The sequence below is a fragment of the Salmonella sp. 2018103 genome (assembly GCF_026247685.1).
GTDB lineage: Bacteria > Pseudomonadota > Gammaproteobacteria > Enterobacterales > Enterobacteriaceae > Salmonella > Salmonella enterica.
In genome coordinates this window covers 1409808-1430692 of the sequence record NZ_CP111029.1, presented here as the reverse complement: position 1 = coordinate 1430692, position 20885 = coordinate 1409808, and the positions used below count along the sequence as shown (strand labels likewise).

Here is a 20885-nt window from a genome sequence, read left to right as displayed (position 1 = left end):
CCGGTTTTTTTATGCCGCTTATTTACCTAACGGGCGCGGGCGGCCAATCAGATATCCCTGCAAACTGTGTACGCCAAGCTGCAATAGCAGATCGCGCTGCGCAGGCGTTTCAACAAACTCAGCCACGACGCTCAACGATTTCGCTTTCGCTAAATCAGTGATGGATTTCACGATCATCGCATCCAGGGAGTCCGTCAGAATATCTTTTACGAAACAACCGTCGATTTTAATGATGTCCGCCTTGAGGCGTTTTAGCCGTTCATAGTTTGCATAACCGGTACCGAAATCATCAATGGCGATTTTTAGGCCAAACTTACGCAGCTGGTTGATATTGTGCATACTGATTTCGGAATGAGAGAAGGCCTGTTCTTCAGTAATTTCGATGATGACCGAAGCAGGCGGGACGCCATAGCGTTTAAAAAGCTGCATAATGCGCGACGCCGTCTCTTTTTGCAGCAGCGTCAGCGGCATCAAATTAACCGAGAAACGCGCCCCCTGCTCCGCCGAAGGATGCGCGGACAACCATTGCAGGAGCGCTTCCATCACCTGCATATCAAACCGTACGCTCAGGTTAAACTGGGCGATAAGCGGAATGAACTGATTCGGCATCATGATACCGTCGTCGCACCGAAGCCGCGTCAGAATCTCGTCATACCCTTTTCCCTGCGCGTCGCGAATGGGTTGCGCATACAAAACCAGCGCGCCGCGCTCCAGCGCCTGACGGATTTTCTGCAACCGCAGCACCCGTTCCGTCGTCTGCCCGGAAGCGGCTTCAATACTCTGGGTCAGTGCAAGCACCCGACGGTGCGAACAGGATTGCTCCGCCAGCCAGCTTAATTGCCCCAACAGCGGTTGCAAGGTTTCCTGGCGTCCATCGAATGTTCCCCACGATGCGCCATATTCCATGTCCAGACCGGTATTGTTCCAGTAAATTTTGCGGTTATTAAGCACATTGAGCATATATTGCAGGCGGGCTTCCGTCTCCGGTCCCGTCAGTACCAGCAATAATTCACTGCCCGGCAGATGGAAAATTTTCTCCTTTTCCAGCAGCAGCGGCTGCAACACGCGAAACACCTCGCGTTCGCAATGCACGCGCATCTGCATACCGTAATGACGGCTCAGAAATTCCAGGTTTTCCATGCGTAGATAACACACGCTTTGCCCGGTATCCTGTAAAAGAAACTGCTCCAGCGCACGCAGGTTAGGCAGCTGCGTCAACGGATCGGTCAACGCCTGCGAGTGCCATTGTCGATTCAACCATTCGCTACGCTGATTAATCCGCGCCATGTACAACAAACAAATACTAAAAGAAATGAGAACTGAAAGGATAAATGCCAGCGAATATTCTGAGCCCACGCCCTGCAGAAAATTGCGGTTATAGCTAAGCAGGAATAGCGCAGTGAGAGCCCAACTAAAATTCAACAGCGGATAGCTGATTTTCCCCACGCCGATGGTAAATCCAATGAACAGGACTGGCACCAGATAGCCAGCAATATACTTTGTCTCGAAAGGCGTACACAGCACCGCTAATAGCGTCGCCAGAGTGGCAAACCAGAGAAGCGTAAACAGGCGTTTTTCTTTGGCGAGATAAGGAGCGATATCCCTCCGCCAGAAAATACGAATATAGTGCGGGCTGACTATCATCCGCAGCGGATAATAGAAAAAGAGGGTAAAAATAAGCGCGGCAGAAATCAGACTCAATAAATCAACAATCGAGAAAATAGCGGTGCCGGTGCCAAAGAAGGTAGAGATGGTCACCGGGAAAGCCAGGTAGTGCCCCGCCAGATGCATACTGATTTTTATGCCAAACGGCGTCATTAACCCTAACCAGAAAACGCGTAGCCAGATGCCTTGGTTGGGTATTCCGTAGCGCCAGCGCGCGCCCAGCTGCCAGCGTACGATAGCGCAAACCAGCAACACGGGAAACGTCTGGCAAAATAGCAGCACCATCGCCTGTGGCAGAGGTAAATGAAAATTCCATTCATTAGTCAACATCATTCCGCCTACCATCGGCGCGACGCCACGGCGGCCAAATAAAAACAGCACGGAAAACATGACGCAGAGCGGTAGCCAGGCCAGAAAGATATAGCTGGAATCAATTGTGGCGCGGGGAGAAATGAGACGAGATAGCAGAATAGCCGGAACGGTCAGGCAGAAAGCCAGTAAAAATATTTTTATATTTTTTAATACGTTACACTTATCCGGCATTGCTTTAATGCTCACATCATTATATAAGGCGCATGAATAATAAGTATATTCGCATTATGAAGCAATCTAACAAAAGCTCATATTGACCGCAAAAGCAGCGGCAAACAAACGCACCTGAAGAACAGATCAGACGCCATGAATTTTGTGACAAAAAGCAAAAACCCCCGCTTTTCAGCGAGGGTTTGAATATTGGTGGAGCTAAGCGGGATCGAACCGCTGACCTCTTGCATGCCATGCAAGCGCTCTCCCAGCTGAGCTATAGCCCCATAGTGCTTTTACGTATACGCCAAATTTATCGGGAGTAAATTTGGTGGAGCTAAGCGGGATCGAACCGCTGACCTCTTGCATGCCATGCAAGCGCTCTCCCAGCTGAGCTATAGCCCCACTACGTAAAGCTTGTCGAGTTGACGGGCGGCATCATATGAATTCCCTCGGCATGTGTCAACGGCAAAATGAACTTGCCGAATTCAATCGCTGAAAAAGCATTCAAATAAAGGACATTGCGGCACAACTCGCATTCAGTAGTTAAACACGTCACGGTTTCGACTAAAATGGTGCTATAAAATGAACCACTAATTAACCCCACGACTATTCAGGGAATCGTTATGTTCAAGGAACGGATGACGCCAGAAGAACTCGCTAATCTCACCGGTTACAGCCGACAAACCATCAATAAATGGGTACGGAAAGAAGGCTGGGCAACATCGCCCAAACCTGGCGTCCAGGGCGGTAAAGCCCGTCTGGTTCATGTAAACGAACAGGTTCGTGAATATATCCGCAGCGCTGAACGTTCAGTTGACCATCACGCAGACACATTCACGCCTGCCAGCAACGCATCGCTTGAAGCGCTGCTTATGACGCTCGCCAAAGAGATGACCTCATCCGAGCAGAAACAGTTTACCTCTCTCCTCGTGCGTGAAGGGATTACCGGTTTGTTACAACGCTTAGGGATACGCGATAGCAAATAATATGAAAAGATTACGCAGTAAAATGACCACTGAAGAGCTGGCTGAATGCCTCGGCGTGGCCAGACAAACCGTCAATCGCTGGATCAGAGAACAACACTGGAAAACCGAAAAATTTCCCGGCGTCAAAGGCGGACGCGCAAGACTCATCCATATTGATGCCAGCGTGCGGGAGTTTATTCTCAATATTCCGGCTTTTCGCAAACTGCCTGCGTTTTATCAGGCGGAAGAGGCTTTCGCAGAATATGCGAACGCGGCGCACAGTCACGCTTATCGACAAATTATCGATGCCGTTGAAAATATGTCTGCTCAGGAACAGGAAAAACTGGCGCTGTTTTTATCGCGGGAAGGTATTCGCGGATTTCTGACGCGTTTAGGTATCAATGAGGCGGACTAACAAATAATAAACGGCAGGCGTCTGCCCTGCCGTTTATTCTGTTTCAGCTGGCGTTACTGCTGACTTTCACGCTCGGCGATAAAGCCCAGCGCTTTGTTGATGCGCTCAATGCTGCGGGTTTTACCAATCGCATGTACGGTGACATCCAGCGCAGGCGACTGCCCGGCACCGGTCACAGCCACACGCAGCGGCATCCCCACTTTACCCATCCCCACTTCCAGCTCATCCGCCGTGGCCTGAATCGCGTGGTGGACGTTTTCTGCTGACCAGTCCGTAATCGCCGACAGCTTGTCGCGCACCACTTCCAGCGGCTGACGCGCCACCGGACGGAGGTGTTTTTTCGCCGCATCGGCGTCAAACTCGCTGAAGTCTTCATAGAAGTAGCGGCAGCTCTGCGCCATCTCTTTCAGAGTTTTGCAGCGCTCGCCCAGCAACTTCACCAGTTCAGCAAGCTGCGGGCCGTTACGGGTGTCGATATTTTCCTGCTCGATATGCCACTGCAAATGCGTCGCCACATATTCCGGCGCCAGCGTATTGATATAGTGGTGGTTCAGCCACAGCAGTTTATCGGTGTTGAACGCGCTCGCAGACTTGCTCACCGCACCGAGGGAGAACAGCTTGATCATCTCTTCGCGGGTGAAGATCTCCTGATCGCCGCTGGACCAGCCCAGACGCACCAGATAGTTCAGCAACGCTTCCGGCAGATAACCGTCATCGCGATACTGCATCACGCTCACCGCACCGTGACGTTTAGACAGCTTTTTACCGTCGTCGCCGTTAATCATCGACACATGCGCGTACATCGGCACCGGCGCGTTTAACGCTTTCAGAATGTTAATCTGGCGCGGAGTATTGTTGATATGGTCTTCGCCACGAATCACATGGGTAATTTCCATATCCCAGTCGTCCACCACCACACAGAAGTTGTAGGTCGGCGAACCGTCGGTACGACGAATGATCAGATCGTCCAGTTCCTGATTGCTGAATTCGATCGGGCCACGGATCTGATCATCAAAAATAACGGAACCGTCCTGCGGGTTGGCAAAGCGCACCACGCATGGCTCATCGTCGGCATGATGTTCGTGACTGTGACGGCAGCGCCCGTCATAACGCGGCTTCTCGCCTTTCGCCATCTGATCTTCACGCAGTTGCTCCAGACGCTCTTTAGAGCAGTAGCATTTATAGGCCGTTCCCGCCTCCAGCATTTCGTCAATCACCGCGTTATAGCGATCAAAACGTTTGGTCTGGAAATATGGGCCTTCGTCCCATTCCAGGTTCAGCCAGTTCATACCATCCATGATGGCTTCAATGGCTTCCGGCGTGGAACGCTCAAGATCGGTGTCTTCAATACGCAGCACGAACTCACCGCCGTGGTGACGTGCGAAAAGCCAGGAATAAAGAGCAGTACGCGCGCCGCCGACGTGCAGATAACCTGTCGGGCTAGGCGCGAAGCGAGTTTTGATTTTCATGAAATGGCCTTACGTTTATAAAGATGCCGACAACCGGCAAATCCTGGAAAGATGAATAGCCTTGTATTCTATCACTGTGGCTTGATTCCTCAATGTTGATCCGGTCAGAACGCTACGCTTTGCTATTTCCGTATAGAAATCATGCAGCGCGGGGTAATTCACGATCGTTTTGTTTAATTTTACGACGAACAAACAAAAACTTTAGAAAATGCGTTGACTCATTTTCAACTCTCCCTATAATGCGACTCCACACAGCGGGGGTGATTAGCTCAGCTGGGAGAGCACCTCCCTTACAAGGAGGGGGTCGGCGGTTCGATCCCGTCATCACCCACCAACTACTTTATGTAGTCTCCGCCGTGTAGATAAGAAATTGAGAAGTGGGTGATTAGCTCAGCTGGGAGAGCACCTCCCTTACAAGGAGGGGGTCGGCGGTTCGATCCCGTCATCACCCACCACTTTCTCGCCAGCTAAATTTCTTATTGTGAAGTACCGAAGTGGGTGATTAGCTCAGCTGGGAGAGCACCTCCCTTACAAGGAGGGGGTCGGCGGTTCGATCCCGTCATCACCCACCACTTCGGGTCGTTAGCTCAGTTGGTAGAGCAGTTGACTTTTAATCAATTGGTCGCAGGTTCGAATCCTGCACGACCCACCAATGTAAAAAAGCGCCCTAAAGGCGCTTTTTTGCTATCTGCGATATGTTCGGGTCTTGCCTGATGCGCTGCGCTTATCAGGCCTACAGACGACACCGCCGCGTAGGCCGGATAAGACGTTAGTCGCCATCCGGCACAGACATCATACCGTCAAAGCCGCCACCAGTTTCTCCAGTGCTGGCGTTGCCTGCTGCTGGTCATACACAATATACAAATCCGCCGGAATACGTTCCTCTAACGGACGGAACACCACACCCGGCCAGCTCATTTGCGCATAGCCATCAGCCATCAACGTAATCCCAATCCCCATACTGATCATCGCCAACACCGTTTGCGGCTCAACCACTTCCCGAATAATCATTGGCGAAAAGCCTGCCTGTTGGCATACACGTTGTAAAAATCCCCAATCAGAATGCACGGAAGGCAGCGTGACAAAATATTCATTGCGCAACGCCGCCAGCGGCACAGAATCCCTGGATGCCAGATCGTGATCTTCCGGAACTGCAACCATGAATGCAGATTCATGCAAACGTATGCTGGTAAAACCGACTGCCGGTTCGATAGCCATACGCCAGATCCCTGCATCAAGCTCCCGACGCTCTAACAACGCCATTTGCATACCTGGAGACTTTTCGCGAAAAAGTACTTCAACATTGGGGTTTGCTTTCAAAAAGTGACGCATCGCAGGACGCATTCTTCCCCACAGCGCCGTACCAACCACACCCAGTTCAATGCGCCCCGCTTCACCGCGACCAATCTGCTCCACTCGCGCCAGCGCCTGATTTGCATTGGCTAACAAGCGACGTGACTCTTCCATCAAAACTTTCCCGGCATGGGTTAATGCAACGCTGCGGGAATGACGAATAAACAACAATGTACCCAGTTGCTGTTCAAGTTCTTTGATATGGATACTCAAGGGAGGTTGTGACATATTTAACCGGGCAGCAGCCCGGCCAAAATGCAATTCTTCTGCAACAGCGAGGAAATAACGTAATAGCTTTAGATCAATACGATGGGCTCGTTCCATCACTATCGCACTCCAGCAATAAGGGATAACGTCTGGAATTTACCATATTACCTAGTAAAAAATAGATTTAACGACAAGATACCCAATATACATAAATACAATAGATAACACCCCGGGTAAAACATTTGGTGCAGGAATAGGTATACGGCATAAAGTAAAAAATGCGCCAATACCAAATCCAATACCGGAGGAGAGAATAATTTCTTTCATGCTGTGTCCTTGTTCATAAAAATGGACTGGCGAACATCCTCTCGCCAGTCAAATAAAATTAATGTGCTAATGATTTGGTCGACAGTTTTTCTGGATGGTGCTGATATTTAAAGAACAATGCAAAAATAACGGCCAATGCCAGAGCGTAGGCGGCAAAGACCAGCCAGATGGTTTGCCAATCTTTTACACCATCAATAGAAAAATAATCCACGGCCATACCACTTAAAAGAGACCCAATCCACGCCCCCACGCCGTTAACCATGGTCATAAACAGCCCCTGCGCGCTGGCGCGAATACTTGAGTCCACTTCCTGCTCTACAAATACCGACCCTGAGATGTTGAAGAAATCAAATGCGCAGCCATAAACAATCATCGACAGCAGCAATAGCACAAAGCCAAACGGGGATGGATCGCCAAAGGCAAAGAAGCCGAAACGCAGCGTCCATGCCAGCATGCTCATCAGCATTACCGTTTTAATACCAAAGCGTTTAAGGAAGAACGGAATGGTGAGGATAAAGCCCACTTCCGCCATCTGCGAAACTGAAAGCAAGATAGAGGGATACTTCACCACAAAACTATCGGCAAACTCAGGATTACGGGCAAAATCATGCAGGAACGGATTACCGAAGACATTGGTAATTTGCAGCACCGCCCCCAACATCATCGCAAACAAAAAGAAGATTGCCATGCGTGGATTTTTAAACAGAACAAAAGCATCCAGTCCGAGCTTACTGGCAAGCGTGGTGTTCGCCTTCTTCTCGGCTACCGGAATTTTCGGTAACGTCAGTGCATACAGGGCCAGCAATAACGATGCGCCAGAAGCGATGTATAATTGCGCACTGCTCAGTTCCAGCCCCATCAGACTCACCGTCCACATCGCAACAATAAAACCTATTGTGCCGAAAACGCGCACAGGCGGAAATGACGTTACCGGATCCTGACCTGCTTTCGCCAGACAGGAGTACGAAACGCTATTGGATAATGCAATCGTTGGCATATACGCCATCGCATTAACCAACATCACCCAGAACATCGTCTGGGGATCGGTAACGGTGGTGGCGTACAATAACGCCCCCGCGCAAACCAGATGGCAAAGCATATAGGCTCGTTCAGCGCGCAGCCATTTATCAGCAATGATCCCCATAATGCCCGGCATGATAATCGCTGCCAGTCCTTTTGAGCTGTAGACCATACCGACATTCGCGCCGGTAAAATCCAGTGTATTGATCATGTAAGAGCCCAGGGTAACCAGCCAGCTCCCCCAGATAAAATATTGCAAGAACGACATGACTTTTAAGCGGGACGTAATACCCATTTTTTATTCCTTGCCGTGAGATAAAGCCCCAATACGGGGCCGTAGTCATTGTGTTTGGGCCAGCTTACGTAAAAAGCCGCAAATCAGATTTATAAAGTTCTGCCGAGAAAGTTCAGCCGCAGCCAGCGTTTGCGCATGGGAGAGTTTTACATCGCCCAGCCCTTCCGCCAGATTGGTGATCGCTGAGACGGCAACAACTTTGAGACCACAATGACGTGCGCTAATCACCTCAGGGACAACGGACATTCCGACCACATCGCCGCCAATAATCTGCATCATGCGGATTTCTGCCGCCGTTTCGAAGTTCGGACCCGGATAAGAAACAAATACGCCTTCAGTAAGGGGGAATCCCTCCTCTGCCGCAACGGACTGAAGCATGGCGCGATAATCTGCGTCATAAGCATTAGCCAGCGAGAAGAAGCGATCGCCATAACGATCATCGTTTGGCCCCACCATCGGCGTACCGGGCATCGTATTAATGTGATCGCTAAGCGCAACCAGGCTACCCGGCCCCACTTCCGGACGCAGAGATCCTGCCGCATTGGTGCAGAACAACACTTCACAGCCCAGTAATTTCAACGTGCGAATGGCATCGGTCATCACCGCCATTCCACGCCCTTCATAAAAATGCCCGCGGCCTTTCATACAGGCCACCGGAACACCCGCCAGATGGCCGAGCACCAGTTCACCAGCATGGCCGTGTACGGTGCTGACGGGAAATCCCGGCAATTTCTCGTAAGAAATGGCTACCGCATCTTCGATTTGATCCGCCAGAGCACCCAACCCGGAACCTAAAATAAACGCGACTCGCGGGGTAAATGCCGGTTTATGTGCATGAATAATATCAACACAATACTCAGGATTATGAGAAAAAAGAGCGTGAGGCATAAGTTTCCTTGTTCTATCGGATTTAATTTGACTCCTTTTTATAACGACCATCGCCCCTTGCTGACCAATACACTTTTCACGTGTCATCAATAGCCATTTAATATCGATAGATTTAGATCGCTTCTGTATTAATACAGTGGGAAAACAGTATTGGTTTTTGCTTGCACTTCATATTAACAATATGCCGCTTTCATATTTATAAATTGCCTCTTTTTAATTAACCCATTAATAATTATCGGCATAGGGAAATATGCTATGAAAAAAAATTCTTACTCTGACGCTTTCTTCTTTACTCATTATTCCCGCACTCACCCATGCGGAATTTAAAGGCGGGTTCGCCGATATCGGCCTCCATTACCTCGACTGGACATCAGACACCACGGAAAAAACCAGTAAAAAATCCCATAAAGATGATTTTGGGTACCTGGAACTGGAAGGCGGAGCGAATTTTAGCTGGGGAGAAATGTACGGGTTCTTCGACTGGGAAAATTTTTACAATGGCCGCCACGCCAAACCCGGCAGCGAACAGCGTTACACCTTTAAAAATACCAACCGTATTTATCTAGGCGATACAGGATTAAACCTCTATCTCCATGCCTACGGGACGTACGGTTCACCTCATCGCGCTAATTTCCATGATGACATGTTTCTCTATGGTTTAGGCTATAACTTCACAGGTAACGGTTACTGGTTTAAACCCTTCTTTGCCAAACGTTATACCGATCAGACCTACTACACAGGCGATAATGGTTATGTATTAGGTTGGGTGGCCGGCTATAGCTTCTCGTTGGGTAGTGAGAAATTCAGCGTAACGAACTGGAATGAGTACGAGTTTGACCGCGATGCGTCCTACGCTGCGGGCAATGGCGGGAAAGATGGCATTAATGGCGCAGTAGCGCTGTGGTGGAATGCGACTCCTCACCTGACCGCAGGAGTACAATATCGTTACGCTGATAATAAGTTAGGAGAATCCTTCCTGCAGGATGGCATTATTTATTCCATCAAATACCTGTTTTAATACACTGCCCTGTCAAAATGGCAGGGCAAGACCGCACCTCACGCACGGACAGATAGATATTTATAGCTGATACAGCGGATCTTTCGCCCTCGCGGCGGTTAATTCGCTGGCCTGGGTGCGTACTACATCCCATAACGCCTGCGCCGCGGTGGATAAAGAACGGTTTTTTCGCCGCGCCAGCATGAGCTGCCTTTCAACTACGGGCGTCAGCCGTTTAACCTGTAAGTGGCTGCCCTGCGGGAGCGGTAACGCCAGCGCGGGCAGCACGCTGATGCCGATTCCCGCTTCCACCATTGGAAAAAGCGTGGCCGGGTGACCAATCTCCTGAACAATATTGGCATCAATCGAAAAGTGGGCCAGCGCCGCATCAATCAGCGGTCGACTGCCGGAAGCGTAATCCTGTAAGACCAGCGACGCCTGTTTAAGATCCTGCCAGCTTACCCATTCCTGATGCGCCAGCGGATGATCCTGGCGACACAACAGTAAAAAAGGCTCTGATAAGATGGCTTCACACTGTAAATCCACCGCTGCGCCGGGATCAATAACGATGCCAAAATCCACTTCTCCCTGGCGGATGCTCTCCAGTACCCACTGCTGCGGACGATCGTGCAATACAAAATCAATAGCGGGATAAAGTGAATTACTTTGGGCAATGCATTGCGGAATAAGATGCGCAGAAATGGTTTGGCTCGCGGCAACGCGCACGGTGCCGGTTAATTGTGTCCCTACTCTGCCTGCATCGCGCAGTATGCTGTTCAGTTCATCAAGCACCCGCTCCAGACGCGTCGCCAGTTGTTGCCCCGCCTCGGTCAGCACCACCTCACGCGTAGTGCGATCCAGCAGTCTGACGCCGGTTTGCCGCTCCAGCTCTTTTACGCTATGACTGACCGCAGACTGGCTCAGTCCAATCCTGTCCCCTGCCCGACTAAAACTTTTGGCCTGGGCGACGGTAATAAAAATACGCAGTTGACGCAGTGAATAATTCATCGACTAGATTCATATATAGATGCAATAAATCAATTTTATTTCTCAAAGCGAAAAACGCAAAATAGCTGCACCGACTTTCAGGAGTTTTTATGAAACTTTTTCGTATCCTTGACCCTTTCACGCTGACACTTATCACCGTGGTACTGCTGGCCTCTTTTTTCCCGGCGGAAGGTGGCTTTGTGCCTGTCGTTGAAGGCATTACGACAGCGGCCATCGCTCTGCTGTTTTTTATGCATGGCGCGAAGCTTTCGCGTGAAGCGATCATCGCTGGCGGCAGCCACTGGCGGTTGCATCTGTGGGTCATGTGCAGCACTTTTGTGCTCTTTCCTGTCCTCGGCGTACTGTTTGCCTGGTGGGCGCCTGTCAATGTCGACCCTATGCTCTACAGCGGCTTTCTGTATCTGTGTATTTTGCCCGCCACCGTGCAGTCTGCGATTGCGTTTACTTCACTCGCGGGCGGTAACGTCGCGGCCGCGGTGTGCTCAGCGTCTGCGTCCAGTCTGCTGGGCATTTTCCTGTCGCCGCTGCTGGTCGGTCTGGTAATGAATATTCATGGCGCGCAGGGCAGTCTGGAAGAGGTGGGCAAAATTATGCTGCAACTGCTGCTGCCTTTTGTGCTGGGACACCTGTCTCGCCCGTGGATCGGCAACTGGGTCGCGCGCAACAAAAAGTGGATCGCGAAAACGGATCAGACCTCTATTCTGCTGGTGGTCTACTCGGCGTTCAGCGAAGCGGTGGTCAACGGCATCTGGCACAAAGTCGGCTGGGGATCGCTGCTGTTTATCGTCGTGGTCAGCCTCATACTGTTGGCGATCGTCATCGCCATTAACGTCTTTGTCGCCCGTAAATGCGGCTTCAATAAAGCCGACGAAATCACTATTGTTTTCTGCGGTTCGAAAAAAAGCCTGGCCAACGGGATCCCGATGGCCAATATTCTTTTTCCGACGTCAGTGCTGGGTATGATGGTATTACCGCTGATGATCTTCCACCAGATCCAACTGATGGTCTGCGCAGGGCTGGCGCGGCGCTACAAACGCCAGACCGAGATGTTACAGGCGCAGCAGGAAAGCCGCGCCGCGAAAGCTTAAAGCGGGCGTTTCAGGGGCTGTACCAGTTGCGTCAGCCCCTCGGTTTTAATCAGCAGCGTGATTTGCATCAACTCCCCCAGTTTACCCGCCGGAAATTGATCTTTACGGGCAAACCACAGCAAATACTCTTCCGGAAGGTCGATCAATCGACGTCCCTGATATTTGCCGAACGGCATCACGGTGTTGGCGATTTCAACCAGCTGCTCTTTTTCCATCTCAGGCACCCAGTAAGCGGATCATTTCCGCTTCATCAATCACGGTAATACCCAGTTCCTGCGCTTTGGCAAGTTTGGAACCCGCCGCTTCACCGGCAATCACCAGATCGGTTTTCTTCGATACGCTGCCTGCCACTTTCGCGCCCAGCGCCACTAAACGCGCTTTAGCGTCATCGCGGGACATCTGGCTCAGGCTACCGGTTAGTACCACGGTTTTACCGGCAAACGGGCTATCGATCTCTTGCACATTAATGACTACCGGCGCGGGCCAGTGAACCCCTTCCGCCAGTAGCTGCCCAATCACGTCACGATTACTCTCTTCGGCAAAAAAGTTAAAGACGTGCGTAGCGACAACAATCCCCACGTCAGGCACTTTCTGCAACTCGTCAATGGTGGCGGCCTGCAGCGCCTCCAGCGTGCCGAAATAAGCCGCCAGCCCCGCCGCCGTCGCCTCACCCACTTCACGGATGCCCAGCGCATAGAGAAAACGCGCAAAGGTCGTCGCTTTGGCTTTTTCCAGCGCGTTTACAACATTTTGCGCGGACTTTGGCCCCATTCGGTCCAGGCCGGTCAGTTTACCCGCCGTCAGACGGAACAGATCCGCTGGCGTATGGACATACTCCCTTTCCACCAGTTGGTCGATGATCTTATCGCCCATCCCGTCTACATCCATCGCCCGGCGCGACACAAAATGTTTCAGCGACTCTTTACGCTGCGCGCCGCAAATCAGCCCGCCGGTACAACGGGTAACGGCTTCGCCTTCAACGCGCTCTACGTCCGATCCGCACACCGGACAGTGCGTTGGAAACACAATCGGACGCGTCTCTTCAGGGCGTTCGGACAGAACCACGTTGACCACCTGAGGGATCACATCGCCTGCCCGACGGATAACCACCTTATCGCCAATACGCAAGCCAAGCCGTTCAATTTCATCGGCATTATGCAACGTGGCATTGCTGACCAGCACACCAGCCACCTGAACTGGTTCCAGACGCGCCACCGGCGTAATCGCCCCGGTGCGCCCGACCTGAAACTCAACATCGCGCACAAAAGTCATCTGCTCCTGAGCAGGGAATTTAAACGCCACCGCCCAGCGCGGCGCGCGGGCCACAAAGCCCAGCTGTTCCTGCAAAGCCAGCGAGTTGACCTTAATCACCACGCCGTCGATATCAAAACCGAGCGTGGGGCGATCTTTTTCGACGTTGTGATAAAAATCCAGTACCGCCTGGGGAGAATCGCACAGCGTCACGCGATCGCTGACCGGTAGCCCCCACGCTTTAAATTGCAGCAAACGTCCCAGATGCGTATCCGGCAACTCGCCGCCTTCCAGAATACCGACGCCGTAGCAGAAAAATGTTAGTGGTCGCTTCGCCGTAATACGCGGATCGAGCTGACGCAGCGAGCCCGCCGCCGCGTTACGCGGGTTAGCAAACACTTTGCCGCCAGTACGGCGCGCGTCTTCATTGATCTTTTCGAACCCGGCCTGCGGTAAAAATACCTCTCCGCGAACTTCAAGACGCGCCGGAATGTTATCGCCATGCAGCTTTAAAGGAATGGCACGAATCGTGCGCACGTTTGAAGTGATATCTTCACCGGTGGTGCCGTCGCCACGCGTCGCAGCGCTCACCAGCACGCCGTTTTCATACAGAATGCTGACCGCCAGGCCATCCAGTTTTAGCTCGCAGCACCAGATGACATTTTCCGTGCTTTTTAGACGATCCTGCACTCGCTTGTTAAACGCCAGGAAGCTTTCTTCATCAAATACGTTATCGAGCGACAGCATCGGTACTTCATGGCGAATCTGGTTGAATGCCGTCAGCGGCGCCGCGCCAACGCGCTGCGTGGGCGAATCCGGCGTGATAAGGTCCGGACGTTGCGCCTCCAGCTCTCGCAGTTCCCGCATCAGGCGGTCATATTCGGCGTCGGGAATCTCCGGCGCATCCATCACATGATACAGATATTCATGATGGCGAAGCGTGGTTCGCAGTTGTGTCAGTTGTTGTTCGATTGGTTCCATATCACACCATCAATGATAAAAAACCCCCGACAGGCGGGGGTTACGTTAAAAATGTCACACCTGCGTTAACCTCAGGCGTTAGCGTCCATCACCTCGCGGATGCGGTCCTGATATTCGCGCAGCTTCTGCGGCGTCATCATCCGACGCTGGTCATCCAGCACGACGCCGCCGACCTCATCAGCGATATGCTGCGCGGATTGCAGCATCAGCTTGAAGTTCTGCAGCGCATCGCCGTAAGACGGTACCTGCATAAAGATAGTAACGCCAGGCGTAGTGAAGTCCGTCATTTCAGGATCAAACGTTCCCGGATTGACCATATTCGCGAGACTGAACAAGGCCGGGCCACTGCCGTCCGGGCTCAAATGACGATGGAAAATATTCATATCGCCAAATTTAAAGCCTGACTGCTGAATACTGTTCAGTAACACTTCACCATTAAGCTCGCTGCCATGATGGGCCGCGACGTTCATAATGATGACCGCCTCTTTACGCTGCGGTTTTTCCACAACCGACGCTTCTTCCACTACCGGTTCTGCCTCAACCACAGGTTCCGCAGGCTGGAAGGTTTGCGCTGATGGCGGCGGCGCGGGCTGCGCAACAGGCTGCGGCGCTTGCGACGGCGGTGCAGGCTGCTGTTGCGGCGGCTGTACCGGCGGCGCAGATGGCTGAACCTGCTGAGGCTGCGGCGCAGGTTGGACCGGTTGCTGAACCGGCTGTTGCATCGGCGCTTGCGGCTGCGGCGGCGCCGCTGGACGCGGTTGCGCAGACGCATAAGGCGGCTGGTACTGGTGTTGCGGCGACTGACGAGGGGCATCATGCTCCTGCGGCTGGCCGGGGGCATGATTTACGCGGTGAACACGAACTTCACCCACGCCTTCGTCTTCTTCGACATCGTCGTCATACGAGTCGTCGTCGCGTTTTGATTTCATGCGTTTTAGTGGACGATCGCGGAACATAGAAGATCGTTCTTTACGGCTGGTCCAGAAACCATGTACCAGTAAAGCGATTATGGCGATCGCGCCAACAATGATTAATATCAGACGCAAATCCTGCATCATTATATTCTCTGTTGTTCTAACACCTTGCCACCACGGCAAACATTTACTCACTAAGAGTATTTGCCGATTACGTCAAGTGCAAGTGTACTGTTGGCTTTCGCAGCATAAAGATGAAGGAAAATGTACTTTTTGCTGTTTTTTCGAACATTTCCGAACTATCCACCGTCTGATAACCGGGTAAGATATCCCACGTTTACCCAGGGCTTTAAGAAAAAGGAGTATGTCCTGCATATGGTTTCATCATCCACAACCGTACCACATAGCGGCGTCTATTATTTCTCGCAAGGATGGAAGTTAGTCACCCTACCGGGAATCCGCCGCTTTGTTATTTTACCTTTGCTGGTCAACATTGTGCTGATGGGCGGCGCATTTTGGTGGCTGTTTACGCAGCTTGACGCCTGGATACCTTCGTTGATGAGTCATGTGCCGGACTGGCTGCAATGGCTGAGCTATCTGCTGTGGCCGATTGCGGTTATCTCTGTTCTGCTGGTCTTTGGCTATTTTTTCTCTACCCTCGCCAACTGGATCGCCGCGCCGTTTAACGGCCTTTTAGCCGAACAGCTTGAGGCGCGGTTAACCGGCGCCACGCCGCCAGATACCGGCATACTCGGCATCATGAAAGATGTACCGCGCATTATGAAACGTGAATGGCAAAAGCTGGCGTGGTATCTGCCGCGCGCTATTGTGCTGCTGGTTCTCTATTTCATTCCTGGCATTGGCCAAACCATCGCGCCGGTGTTGTGGTTTTTGTTCAGCGCCTGGATGCTGGCGATCCAGTATTGCGACTACCCGTTTGATAACCACAAAGTGCCGTTTAAAACGATGCGCGCCGCGTTGCGCACGCAGAAGGTCGCGAATATGCAATTTGGCGCGCTCACCAGCCTCTTTACGATGATTCCGGTGCTTAACCTTTTCATTATGCCTGTTGCCGTCTGTGGCGCGACGGCAATGTGGGTTGATTGCTGGCGTGCTAAACACGCGTTATGGAAATAACGTAAAAATGTATAAATAAGAGATGGCTTAGAGCCTATCCCACCAGGCGTTATTGGCGCAGCCAGTTTGGACACGGACAGCGCGCAAAAACCGGAGCGTACACGTAGTACGTGAGGATTTTGAGCACTGCCCAGGACCAAAATGGCAAGTAAAATAGCCCTAATGGGATAGGCTCTTATGCTGTCTCTTATTCTATACTGATAACCATTATTTCCCATCAGCATATAGATATGCGAAATCTTTACTTCCCCATATCTGGCTGGAAGGTATGCTGGGAAGGTATCCCAATTTCATATAGTTAAGGACAGGCCATGAGTAAGATTTATGAAGATAACTCGCTGACTATCGGCCATACGCCGCTGGTTCGACTGAACCGTATCGGTAATGGACGCATTCTGGCGAAGGTGGAATCGCGCAACCCGAGCTTCAGCGTCAAGTGCCGTATCGGCGCCAATATGATTTGGGATGCCGAAAAGCGTGGCGTACTGAAACCTGTCGTGGAACTGGTCGAGCCGACCAGCGGCAACACCGGTATTGCGCTGGCGTATGTCGCCGCCGCGCGCGGTTACAAACTCACCCTGACCATGCCGGAGACCATGAGCATTGAACGCCGCAAGCTACTCAAAGCATTAGGCGCGAATCTGGTGCTGACCGAAGGGGCGAAAGGGATGAAAGGCGCTATTCAGAAAGCCGAAGAAATTGTCGCCAGCGATCCGCAAAAATATCTCCTGCTCCAGCAGTTCAGCAACCCTGCCAACCCGGAAATCCATGAAAAAACCACCGGCCCGGAAATCTGGGAAGACACCGATGGTCAGGTGGATGTGTTTATCTCCGGCGTCGGTACTGGCGGTACGTTAACCGGCGTCACGCGTTATATCAAAGGGACGAAGGGTAAAACCGATCTTATCACCGTTGCGGTAGAACCCACTGACTCCCCGGTTATCGCCCAGGCGCTGGCTGGTGAAGAGATCAAACCGGGCCCGCATAAAATTCAGGGCATCGGCGCAGGCTTCATCCCAGGCAACCTGGATCTGAAACTGATTGATAAAGTGGTTGGCATCACCAATGAAGAAGCCATTTCTACCGCGCGCCGTCTGATGGAAGAGGAAGGTATTCTGGCGGGAATTTCTTCCGGCGCCGCGGTTGCTGCAGCGCTTAAGCTGCAGGAAGATGAAAGCTTTACCAATAAGAATATTGTGGTTATCCTACCTTCATCAGGTGAGCGTTATCTGAGCACCGCGTTGTTCGCCGATCTCTTTACTGAGAAAGAACTGCAACAGTGATGCCAGCATGTTAAAAACGCGTAAAAAAGCACCTTTTTGGGTGCTTTTTTGTGGCCTGCTTCAAACTTTCACCTCACCTGGCATTGATTCACCCTGCCGGAACTGGTATTTAACCAGACTAATTATTTTGATGCGCGAAATTAATCGTTACAGGAAAAGCGTTAGCTGAATCGATTTTATGATTTGGTTCAAATCTTCCTTTCGCGGCATAATGTTTAATGACGAGCGAAACGTCAGCGGCCATAAGTTGCCAGCAACGGATTGCGTAGAACACCTTTTGTGTCGCGTCCCGTTTACGCCGGCGCTAACAATACAGGCTAAAGTTGAGCCGCCAGGCTAGACTTTAGTTCCACAACACTAAACCTATAAGTTGGGGAAATACAATGTTCCAGCAAGAAGTTACCATTACCGCTCCGAACGGTCTGCACACCCGCCCTGCTGCTCAGTTTGTTAAAGAAGCAAAAGGCTTCACTTCTGAGATTACTGTGACTTCCAACGGCAAAAGCGCCAGCGCGAAAAGCCTGTTTAAACTGCAGACTCTGGGCCTGACTCAAGGCACCGTCGTCACCATCTCCGCAGAAGGTGAAGATGAGCAGAAAGCGGTTGAACATCTGGTCAAACTGATGGCGGAACTCGAGTAAGTTTTTTTCCGGGTTCTTTTAAAAATCAGTCACAAGTAAGGTAGGGTTATGATTTCAGGCATTTTAGCATCCCCGGGTATCGCTTTCGGCAAAGCACTGCTGCTGAAAGAAGACGAAATCGTCATTGACCGGAAAAAAATTTCTGCCGACAAGGTTGATCAGGAAGTTGAACGTTTTCTGAGCGGTCGTGCCAAGGCATCTGCGCAACTGGAAGCGATCAAGACAAAAGCTGGTGAAACGTTCGGTGAAGAAAAAGAAGCCATCTTTGAAGGGCATATTATGCTGCTCGAAGATGAGGAGCTGGAGCAGGAAATCATAGCCCTGATTAAAGATAAGCACATGACGGCTGACGCAGCCGCACATGAAGTTATCGAAGGTCAGGCCACTGCCCTGGAAGAACTGGATGATGAATACCTGAAAGAGCGCGCGGCTGACGTACGTGATATCGGTAAGCGCCTGCTGCGCAACATCCTGGGTCTGGCCATTATCGATCTGAGCGCGATTCAGGAAGAAGTTATCCTGGTTGCCGCTGACCTGACGCCATCAGAAACTGCACAGCTGAACCTGCAGAAAGTGCTGGGCTTCATCACCGACGCGGGCGGACGCACGTCTCATACCTCCATCATGGCGCGTTCTCTGGAACTGCCGGCGATCGTAGGTACCGGTAGCGTCACCTCTCAGGTGAAAAACGGCGACTATCTGATTCTGGATGCCGTAAACAACCAGGTTTACGTCAACCCGACCAACGATGTTATTGAGCAACTGCGCGCCGTCCAGGAGCAGGTTGCGACCGAGAAAGCGGAACTCGCAAAACTGAAAGATCTGCCGGCAATCACGCTGGATGGACATCAGGTTGAAGTTTGCGCCAACATCGGTACCGTTCGTGACGTTGAAGGCGCTGAGCGCAACGGCGCGGAAGGCGTTGGTCTGTATCGTACTGAATTCCTGTTCATGGATCGCGACGCGCTGCCGACGGAAGAAGAGCAGTTTGCCGCCTATAAAGCGGTCGCTGAAGCGTGCGGCTCGCAGGCGGTTATCGTCCGTACCATGGACATTGGCGGCGACAAAGAGCTGCCGTACATGAACTTCCCGAAAGAAGAGAACCCGTTCCTGGGCTGGCGCGCCGTGCGTATCGCCATGGATCGCAAAGAGATCCTGCGTGACCAGGTTCGCGCGATTCTGCGTGCCTCCGCTTTCGGTAAATTGCGCATTATGTTCCCGATGATCATCTCTGTTGAAGAAGTTCGCGCGCTGCGCAAAGAGATTGAAATCTACAAACAGGAACTGCGTGACGAAGGTAAAGCATTTGACGAAAGCATTGAGATTGGCGTGATGGTGGAAACACCGGCTGCGGCGACAATTGCGCGTCATTTAGCCAAAGAAGTTGATTTCTTTAGTATCGGCACCAATGATTTAACGCAGTACACCCTGGCAGTTGACCGTGGTAATGATATGATTTCACACCTTTACCAGCCAATGTCACCGTCCGTACTGAACTTGATCAAGCAAGTTATTGATGCTTCTCATGCAGAAGGTAAATGGACTGGCATGTGTGGTGAGCTTGCAGGCGACGAACGTGCTACACTTCTGTTGCTGGGGATGGGTCTGGACGAATTCTCTATGAGCGCCATTTCTATCCCGCGCATTAAGAAGATTATCCGTAACACGAACTTCGAAGATGCGAAGGTGTTAGCAGAGCAGGCTCTTGCTCAACCGACAACGGACGAGTTAATGACGCTGGTTAACAAGTTCATTGAAGAAAAAACAATCTGCTAATCCACGAGATGCGGCCCAATTTACTGCTTAGGAGAAGATCATGGGTTTGTTCGATAAACTAAAATCTCTGGTTTCTGATGATAAGAAAGACACCGGAACTATTGAGATTGTTGCCCCGCTCTCTGGCGAGATCGTCAACATCGAAGACGTGCCGGATGTAGTTTTTGCTGAAAAAATCGTTGGTGATGGCATCGCTATCAAACCAACCGGTAACAAAATGGTCGCCCCTGTTGACGGTACCATCGGCAAAATCTTTGAAACCAACCATGCGTTCTCTATCGAATCCGATAGCGGCATTGAGCTGTTCGTTCACTTCGGTATCGACACCGTTGAGCTGAAAGGCGAAGGCTTCAAGCGTATTGCTGAAGAAGGTCAGCGCGTGAAAGTTGGCGATCCGGTCATCGAGTTCGATCTGCCGTTGCTGGAAGAAAAAGCCAAGTCTACCCTGACTCCGGTTGTTATCTCCAACATGGATGAAATCAAAGAACTGATCAAACTGTCCGGTAGCGTGACCGTGGGTGAAACTCCGGTTATCCGCATTAAGAAGTAATTCTTGCCGCAGTGAAGAATGGCGCCTTTGGGCGCCATTTTTTTTGCCTGTAGGCCGGATAAGGCGCTTGCGCCGCCATCCGGCGATGGTGCGGCGCACTGCCTGATGGCGCTACGCTTATCAGGCCTAC

Annotated in this window: 19 protein-coding genes and 6 tRNA genes; 13 read left to right on the top strand and 12 right to left on the bottom strand. The window is 51.4% G+C overall.

Annotated elements, in window-relative coordinates:
• Positions 1–18 precede the first annotated feature (18 nt).
• From OLG56_RS06820 to OLG56_RS06810, 3 genes are all read right to left on the bottom strand, one after another.
• Positions 19–2208, bottom strand: coding sequence for an EAL domain-containing protein (locus OLG56_RS06820; RefSeq protein ID WP_001112937.1), 2190 nt, complete (start codon positions 2206–2208; stop codon positions 19–21).
• 190 nt (positions 2209–2398) lie between these two features.
• A tRNA-Ala gene (locus tag OLG56_RS06815) sits at positions 2399–2474 on the bottom strand.
• A 42-nt stretch (positions 2475–2516) separates the two neighbouring features.
• A tRNA-Ala gene (locus tag OLG56_RS06810) sits at positions 2517–2592 on the bottom strand.
• A gap of 221 nt (positions 2593–2813) precedes the next feature.
• Here OLG56_RS06810 and OLG56_RS06805 point away from each other — a divergent pair.
• Together OLG56_RS06805 and OLG56_RS06800 are read left to right on the top strand one after the other, a co-directional pair.
• The gene (locus OLG56_RS06805) at positions 2814–3176 is read left to right on the top strand and encodes a MerR family transcriptional regulator (protein WP_000472034.1); all 363 of its coding nucleotides are present in this window, start codon (positions 2814–2816) and stop codon (positions 3174–3176) included.
• 1 nt (position 3177) lies between these two features.
• A complete protein-coding gene (locus tag OLG56_RS06800; protein ID WP_000826514.1) occupies positions 3178–3570 on the top strand; it encodes a MerR family transcriptional regulator in 393 nt (130 codons plus the stop codon).
• Between the two features lie 53 nt (positions 3571–3623).
• Here OLG56_RS06800 and gltX read toward each other — a convergent pair whose 3' ends face one another.
• On the bottom strand, positions 3624–5039 hold the full coding sequence (gltX, locus tag OLG56_RS06795) for a glutamate--tRNA ligase (RefSeq protein WP_000695623.1): 1416 nt from the start codon (positions 5037–5039) through the stop codon (positions 3624–3626).
• 258 nt (positions 5040–5297) lie between these two features.
• Between gltX and OLG56_RS06790 the strand changes: the two genes are divergently transcribed.
• The 4 genes from OLG56_RS06790 (at position 5298) to OLG56_RS06775 (ending at position 5691) form a co-directional block, all read left to right on the top strand.
• Positions 5298–5373: transfer RNA gene (locus OLG56_RS06790), tRNA-Val, on the top strand.
• A gap of 45 nt (positions 5374–5418) precedes the next feature.
• Positions 5419–5494: transfer RNA gene (locus OLG56_RS06785), tRNA-Val, on the top strand.
• Positions 5495–5535: 41 nt separating this feature from the next.
• Positions 5536–5611: transfer RNA gene (locus tag OLG56_RS06780), tRNA-Val, on the top strand.
• Positions 5612–5615: 4 nt separating this feature from the next.
• Positions 5616–5691 (top strand) — tRNA-Lys (locus OLG56_RS06775).
• Between the two features lie 140 nt (positions 5692–5831).
• Here the strand turns inward: OLG56_RS06775 and OLG56_RS06770 are convergent.
• From OLG56_RS06770 to xapA, 4 genes are read right to left on the bottom strand one after another with little or no spacing between them, the layout of a single operon-like run.
• Positions 5832–6716: a LysR family transcriptional regulator gene (locus OLG56_RS06770; protein ID WP_000438884.1), complete on the bottom strand. Its 885-nt coding sequence runs from the start codon at positions 6714–6716 to the stop codon at positions 5832–5834.
• A gap of 51 nt (positions 6717–6767) precedes the next feature.
• Positions 6768–6926 carry a XapX domain-containing protein gene (locus OLG56_RS06765; protein ID WP_000658727.1) on the bottom strand — a complete coding sequence of 53 codons (159 nt, stop codon included), beginning with the start codon at positions 6924–6926 and terminating at the stop codon, positions 6768–6770.
• Between the two features lie 58 nt (positions 6927–6984).
• Positions 6985–8241 carry a nucleoside permease gene (locus OLG56_RS06760; RefSeq protein WP_000513241.1) on the bottom strand — a complete coding sequence of 419 codons (1257 nt, stop codon included), beginning with the start codon at positions 8239–8241 and terminating at the stop codon, positions 6985–6987.
• Between the two features lie 45 nt (positions 8242–8286).
• A complete protein-coding gene (gene xapA, locus OLG56_RS06755; protein WP_207011578.1) occupies positions 8287–9129 on the bottom strand; it encodes a xanthosine phosphorylase in 843 nt (280 codons plus the stop codon).
• A gap of 265 nt (positions 9130–9394) precedes the next feature.
• Here xapA and OLG56_RS06750 point away from each other — a divergent pair, with 265 nt between their 5' ends.
• Complete coding sequence (locus tag OLG56_RS06750; RefSeq protein ID WP_031623385.1) at positions 9395–10147, top strand: nucleoside-specific channel-forming Tsx family protein; 753 nt, start codon at positions 9395–9397, stop codon at positions 10145–10147.
• Positions 10148–10207: 60 nt separating this feature from the next.
• On the opposite strand, the gene OLG56_RS06745 is transcribed toward OLG56_RS06750, so the two are convergent.
• Complete coding sequence (locus OLG56_RS06745; protein WP_001109835.1) at positions 10208–11134, bottom strand: LysR family transcriptional regulator; 927 nt, start codon at positions 11132–11134, stop codon at positions 10208–10210.
• Between the two features lie 89 nt (positions 11135–11223).
• Between OLG56_RS06745 and OLG56_RS06740 the strand changes: the two genes are divergently transcribed.
• Positions 11224–12222 (top strand): bile acid:sodium symporter family protein, encoded by a 999-nt coding sequence (locus OLG56_RS06740; protein ID WP_000765570.1) that lies wholly within the window; start codon positions 11224–11226, stop codon positions 12220–12222.
• On the opposite strand, the gene OLG56_RS06735 is transcribed toward OLG56_RS06740, so the two are convergent.
• The 3 genes from OLG56_RS06735 to zipA form a co-directional block, all read right to left on the bottom strand.
• Complete coding sequence (locus tag OLG56_RS06735; RefSeq protein ID WP_001519708.1) at positions 12219–12437, bottom strand: DUF3820 family protein; 219 nt, start codon at positions 12435–12437, stop codon at positions 12219–12221. The two genes, OLG56_RS06740 and OLG56_RS06735, sit on opposite strands and share 4 nt — an antisense overlap.
• 1 nt (position 12438) lies before the next feature.
• Positions 12439–14454, bottom strand: a complete 2016-nt coding sequence (gene ligA / locus OLG56_RS06730) for an NAD-dependent DNA ligase LigA (protein WP_061377296.1) — start codon at positions 14452–14454, stop codon at positions 12439–12441.
• A gap of 71 nt (positions 14455–14525) precedes the next feature.
• On the bottom strand, positions 14526–15512 hold the full coding sequence (zipA, locus tag OLG56_RS06725; RefSeq protein ID WP_061377295.1) for a cell division protein ZipA: 987 nt from the start codon (positions 15510–15512) through the stop codon (positions 14526–14528).
• 231 nt (positions 15513–15743) lie between these two features.
• On the opposite strand from zipA, the gene cysZ reads away from it, so the two are divergent.
• From cysZ to crr, 5 genes are all read left to right on the top strand, one after another.
• Positions 15744–16505: a sulfate transporter CysZ gene (gene cysZ / locus OLG56_RS06720; protein ID WP_000255004.1), complete on the top strand. Its 762-nt coding sequence runs from the start codon at positions 15744–15746 to the stop codon at positions 16503–16505.
• 311 nt (positions 16506–16816) lie between these two features.
• The gene (cysK, locus tag OLG56_RS06715) at positions 16817–17788 is read left to right on the top strand and encodes a cysteine synthase A (protein WP_061377294.1); all 972 of its coding nucleotides are present in this window, start codon (positions 16817–16819) and stop codon (positions 17786–17788) included.
• A gap of 383 nt (positions 17789–18171) precedes the next feature.
• The gene (gene ptsH, locus OLG56_RS06710) at positions 18172–18429 is read left to right on the top strand and encodes a phosphocarrier protein Hpr (protein ID WP_000487600.1); all 258 of its coding nucleotides are present in this window, start codon (positions 18172–18174) and stop codon (positions 18427–18429) included.
• Between the two features lie 48 nt (positions 18430–18477).
• Positions 18478–20205, top strand: a complete 1728-nt coding sequence (gene ptsI / locus OLG56_RS06705; protein WP_000623118.1) for a phosphoenolpyruvate-protein phosphotransferase PtsI — start codon at positions 18478–18480, stop codon at positions 20203–20205.
• Positions 20206–20245: 40 nt separating this feature from the next.
• A complete protein-coding gene (gene crr, locus OLG56_RS06700; RefSeq protein ID WP_000522253.1) occupies positions 20246–20755 on the top strand; it encodes a PTS glucose transporter subunit IIA in 510 nt (169 codons plus the stop codon).
• Positions 20756–20885 lie beyond the last annotated feature (130 nt).

What these genes read in the sequence shown, in the direction of transcription:
- OLG56_RS06820 (WP_001112937.1), bottom strand. Translation starts at nt 2,208, where the DNA reads ATGCCGGATAAGTGTAACGTATTAAAAAATATAAAAATATTTTTACTG.
- OLG56_RS06805 (WP_000472034.1), top strand. Translation starts at nt 2,814, where the DNA reads ATGTTCAAGGAACGGATGACGCCAGAAGAACTCGCTAATCTCACCGGT.
- OLG56_RS06800 (WP_000826514.1), top strand. Translation starts at nt 3,178, where the DNA reads ATGAAAAGATTACGCAGTAAAATGACCACTGAAGAGCTGGCTGAATGC.
- gltX (WP_000695623.1), bottom strand. Translation starts at nt 5,039, where the DNA reads ATGAAAATCAAAACTCGCTTCGCGCCTAGCCCGACAGGTTATCTGCAC.
- OLG56_RS06770 (WP_000438884.1), bottom strand. Translation starts at nt 6,716, where the DNA reads ATGGAACGAGCCCATCGTATTGATCTAAAGCTATTACGTTATTTCCTC.
- OLG56_RS06765 (WP_000658727.1), bottom strand. Translation starts at nt 6,926, where the DNA reads ATGAAAGAAATTATTCTCTCCTCCGGTATTGGATTTGGTATTGGCGCA.
- OLG56_RS06760 (WP_000513241.1), bottom strand. Translation starts at nt 8,241, where the DNA reads ATGGGTATTACGTCCCGCTTAAAAGTCATGTCGTTCTTGCAATATTTT.
- xapA (WP_207011578.1), bottom strand. Translation starts at nt 9,129, where the DNA reads ATGCCTCACGCTCTTTTTTCTCATAATCCTGAGTATTGTGTTGATATT.
- OLG56_RS06745 (WP_001109835.1), bottom strand. Translation starts at nt 11,134, where the DNA reads ATGAATTATTCACTGCGTCAACTGCGTATTTTTATTACCGTCGCCCAG.
- OLG56_RS06740 (WP_000765570.1), top strand. Translation starts at nt 11,224, where the DNA reads ATGAAACTTTTTCGTATCCTTGACCCTTTCACGCTGACACTTATCACC.
- OLG56_RS06735 (WP_001519708.1), bottom strand. Translation starts at nt 12,437, where the DNA reads ATGGAAAAAGAGCAGCTGGTTGAAATCGCCAACACCGTGATGCCGTTC.
- ligA (WP_061377296.1), bottom strand. Translation starts at nt 14,454, where the DNA reads ATGGAACCAATCGAACAACAACTGACACAACTGCGAACCACGCTTCGC.
- zipA (WP_061377295.1), bottom strand. Translation starts at nt 15,512, where the DNA reads ATGATGCAGGATTTGCGTCTGATATTAATCATTGTTGGCGCGATCGCC.
- cysZ (WP_000255004.1), top strand. Translation starts at nt 15,744, where the DNA reads ATGGTTTCATCATCCACAACCGTACCACATAGCGGCGTCTATTATTTC.
- cysK (WP_061377294.1), top strand. Translation starts at nt 16,817, where the DNA reads ATGAGTAAGATTTATGAAGATAACTCGCTGACTATCGGCCATACGCCG.
- ptsH (WP_000487600.1), top strand. Translation starts at nt 18,172, where the DNA reads ATGTTCCAGCAAGAAGTTACCATTACCGCTCCGAACGGTCTGCACACC.
- ptsI (WP_000623118.1), top strand. Translation starts at nt 18,478, where the DNA reads ATGATTTCAGGCATTTTAGCATCCCCGGGTATCGCTTTCGGCAAAGCA.
- crr (WP_000522253.1), top strand. Translation starts at nt 20,246, where the DNA reads ATGGGTTTGTTCGATAAACTAAAATCTCTGGTTTCTGATGATAAGAAA.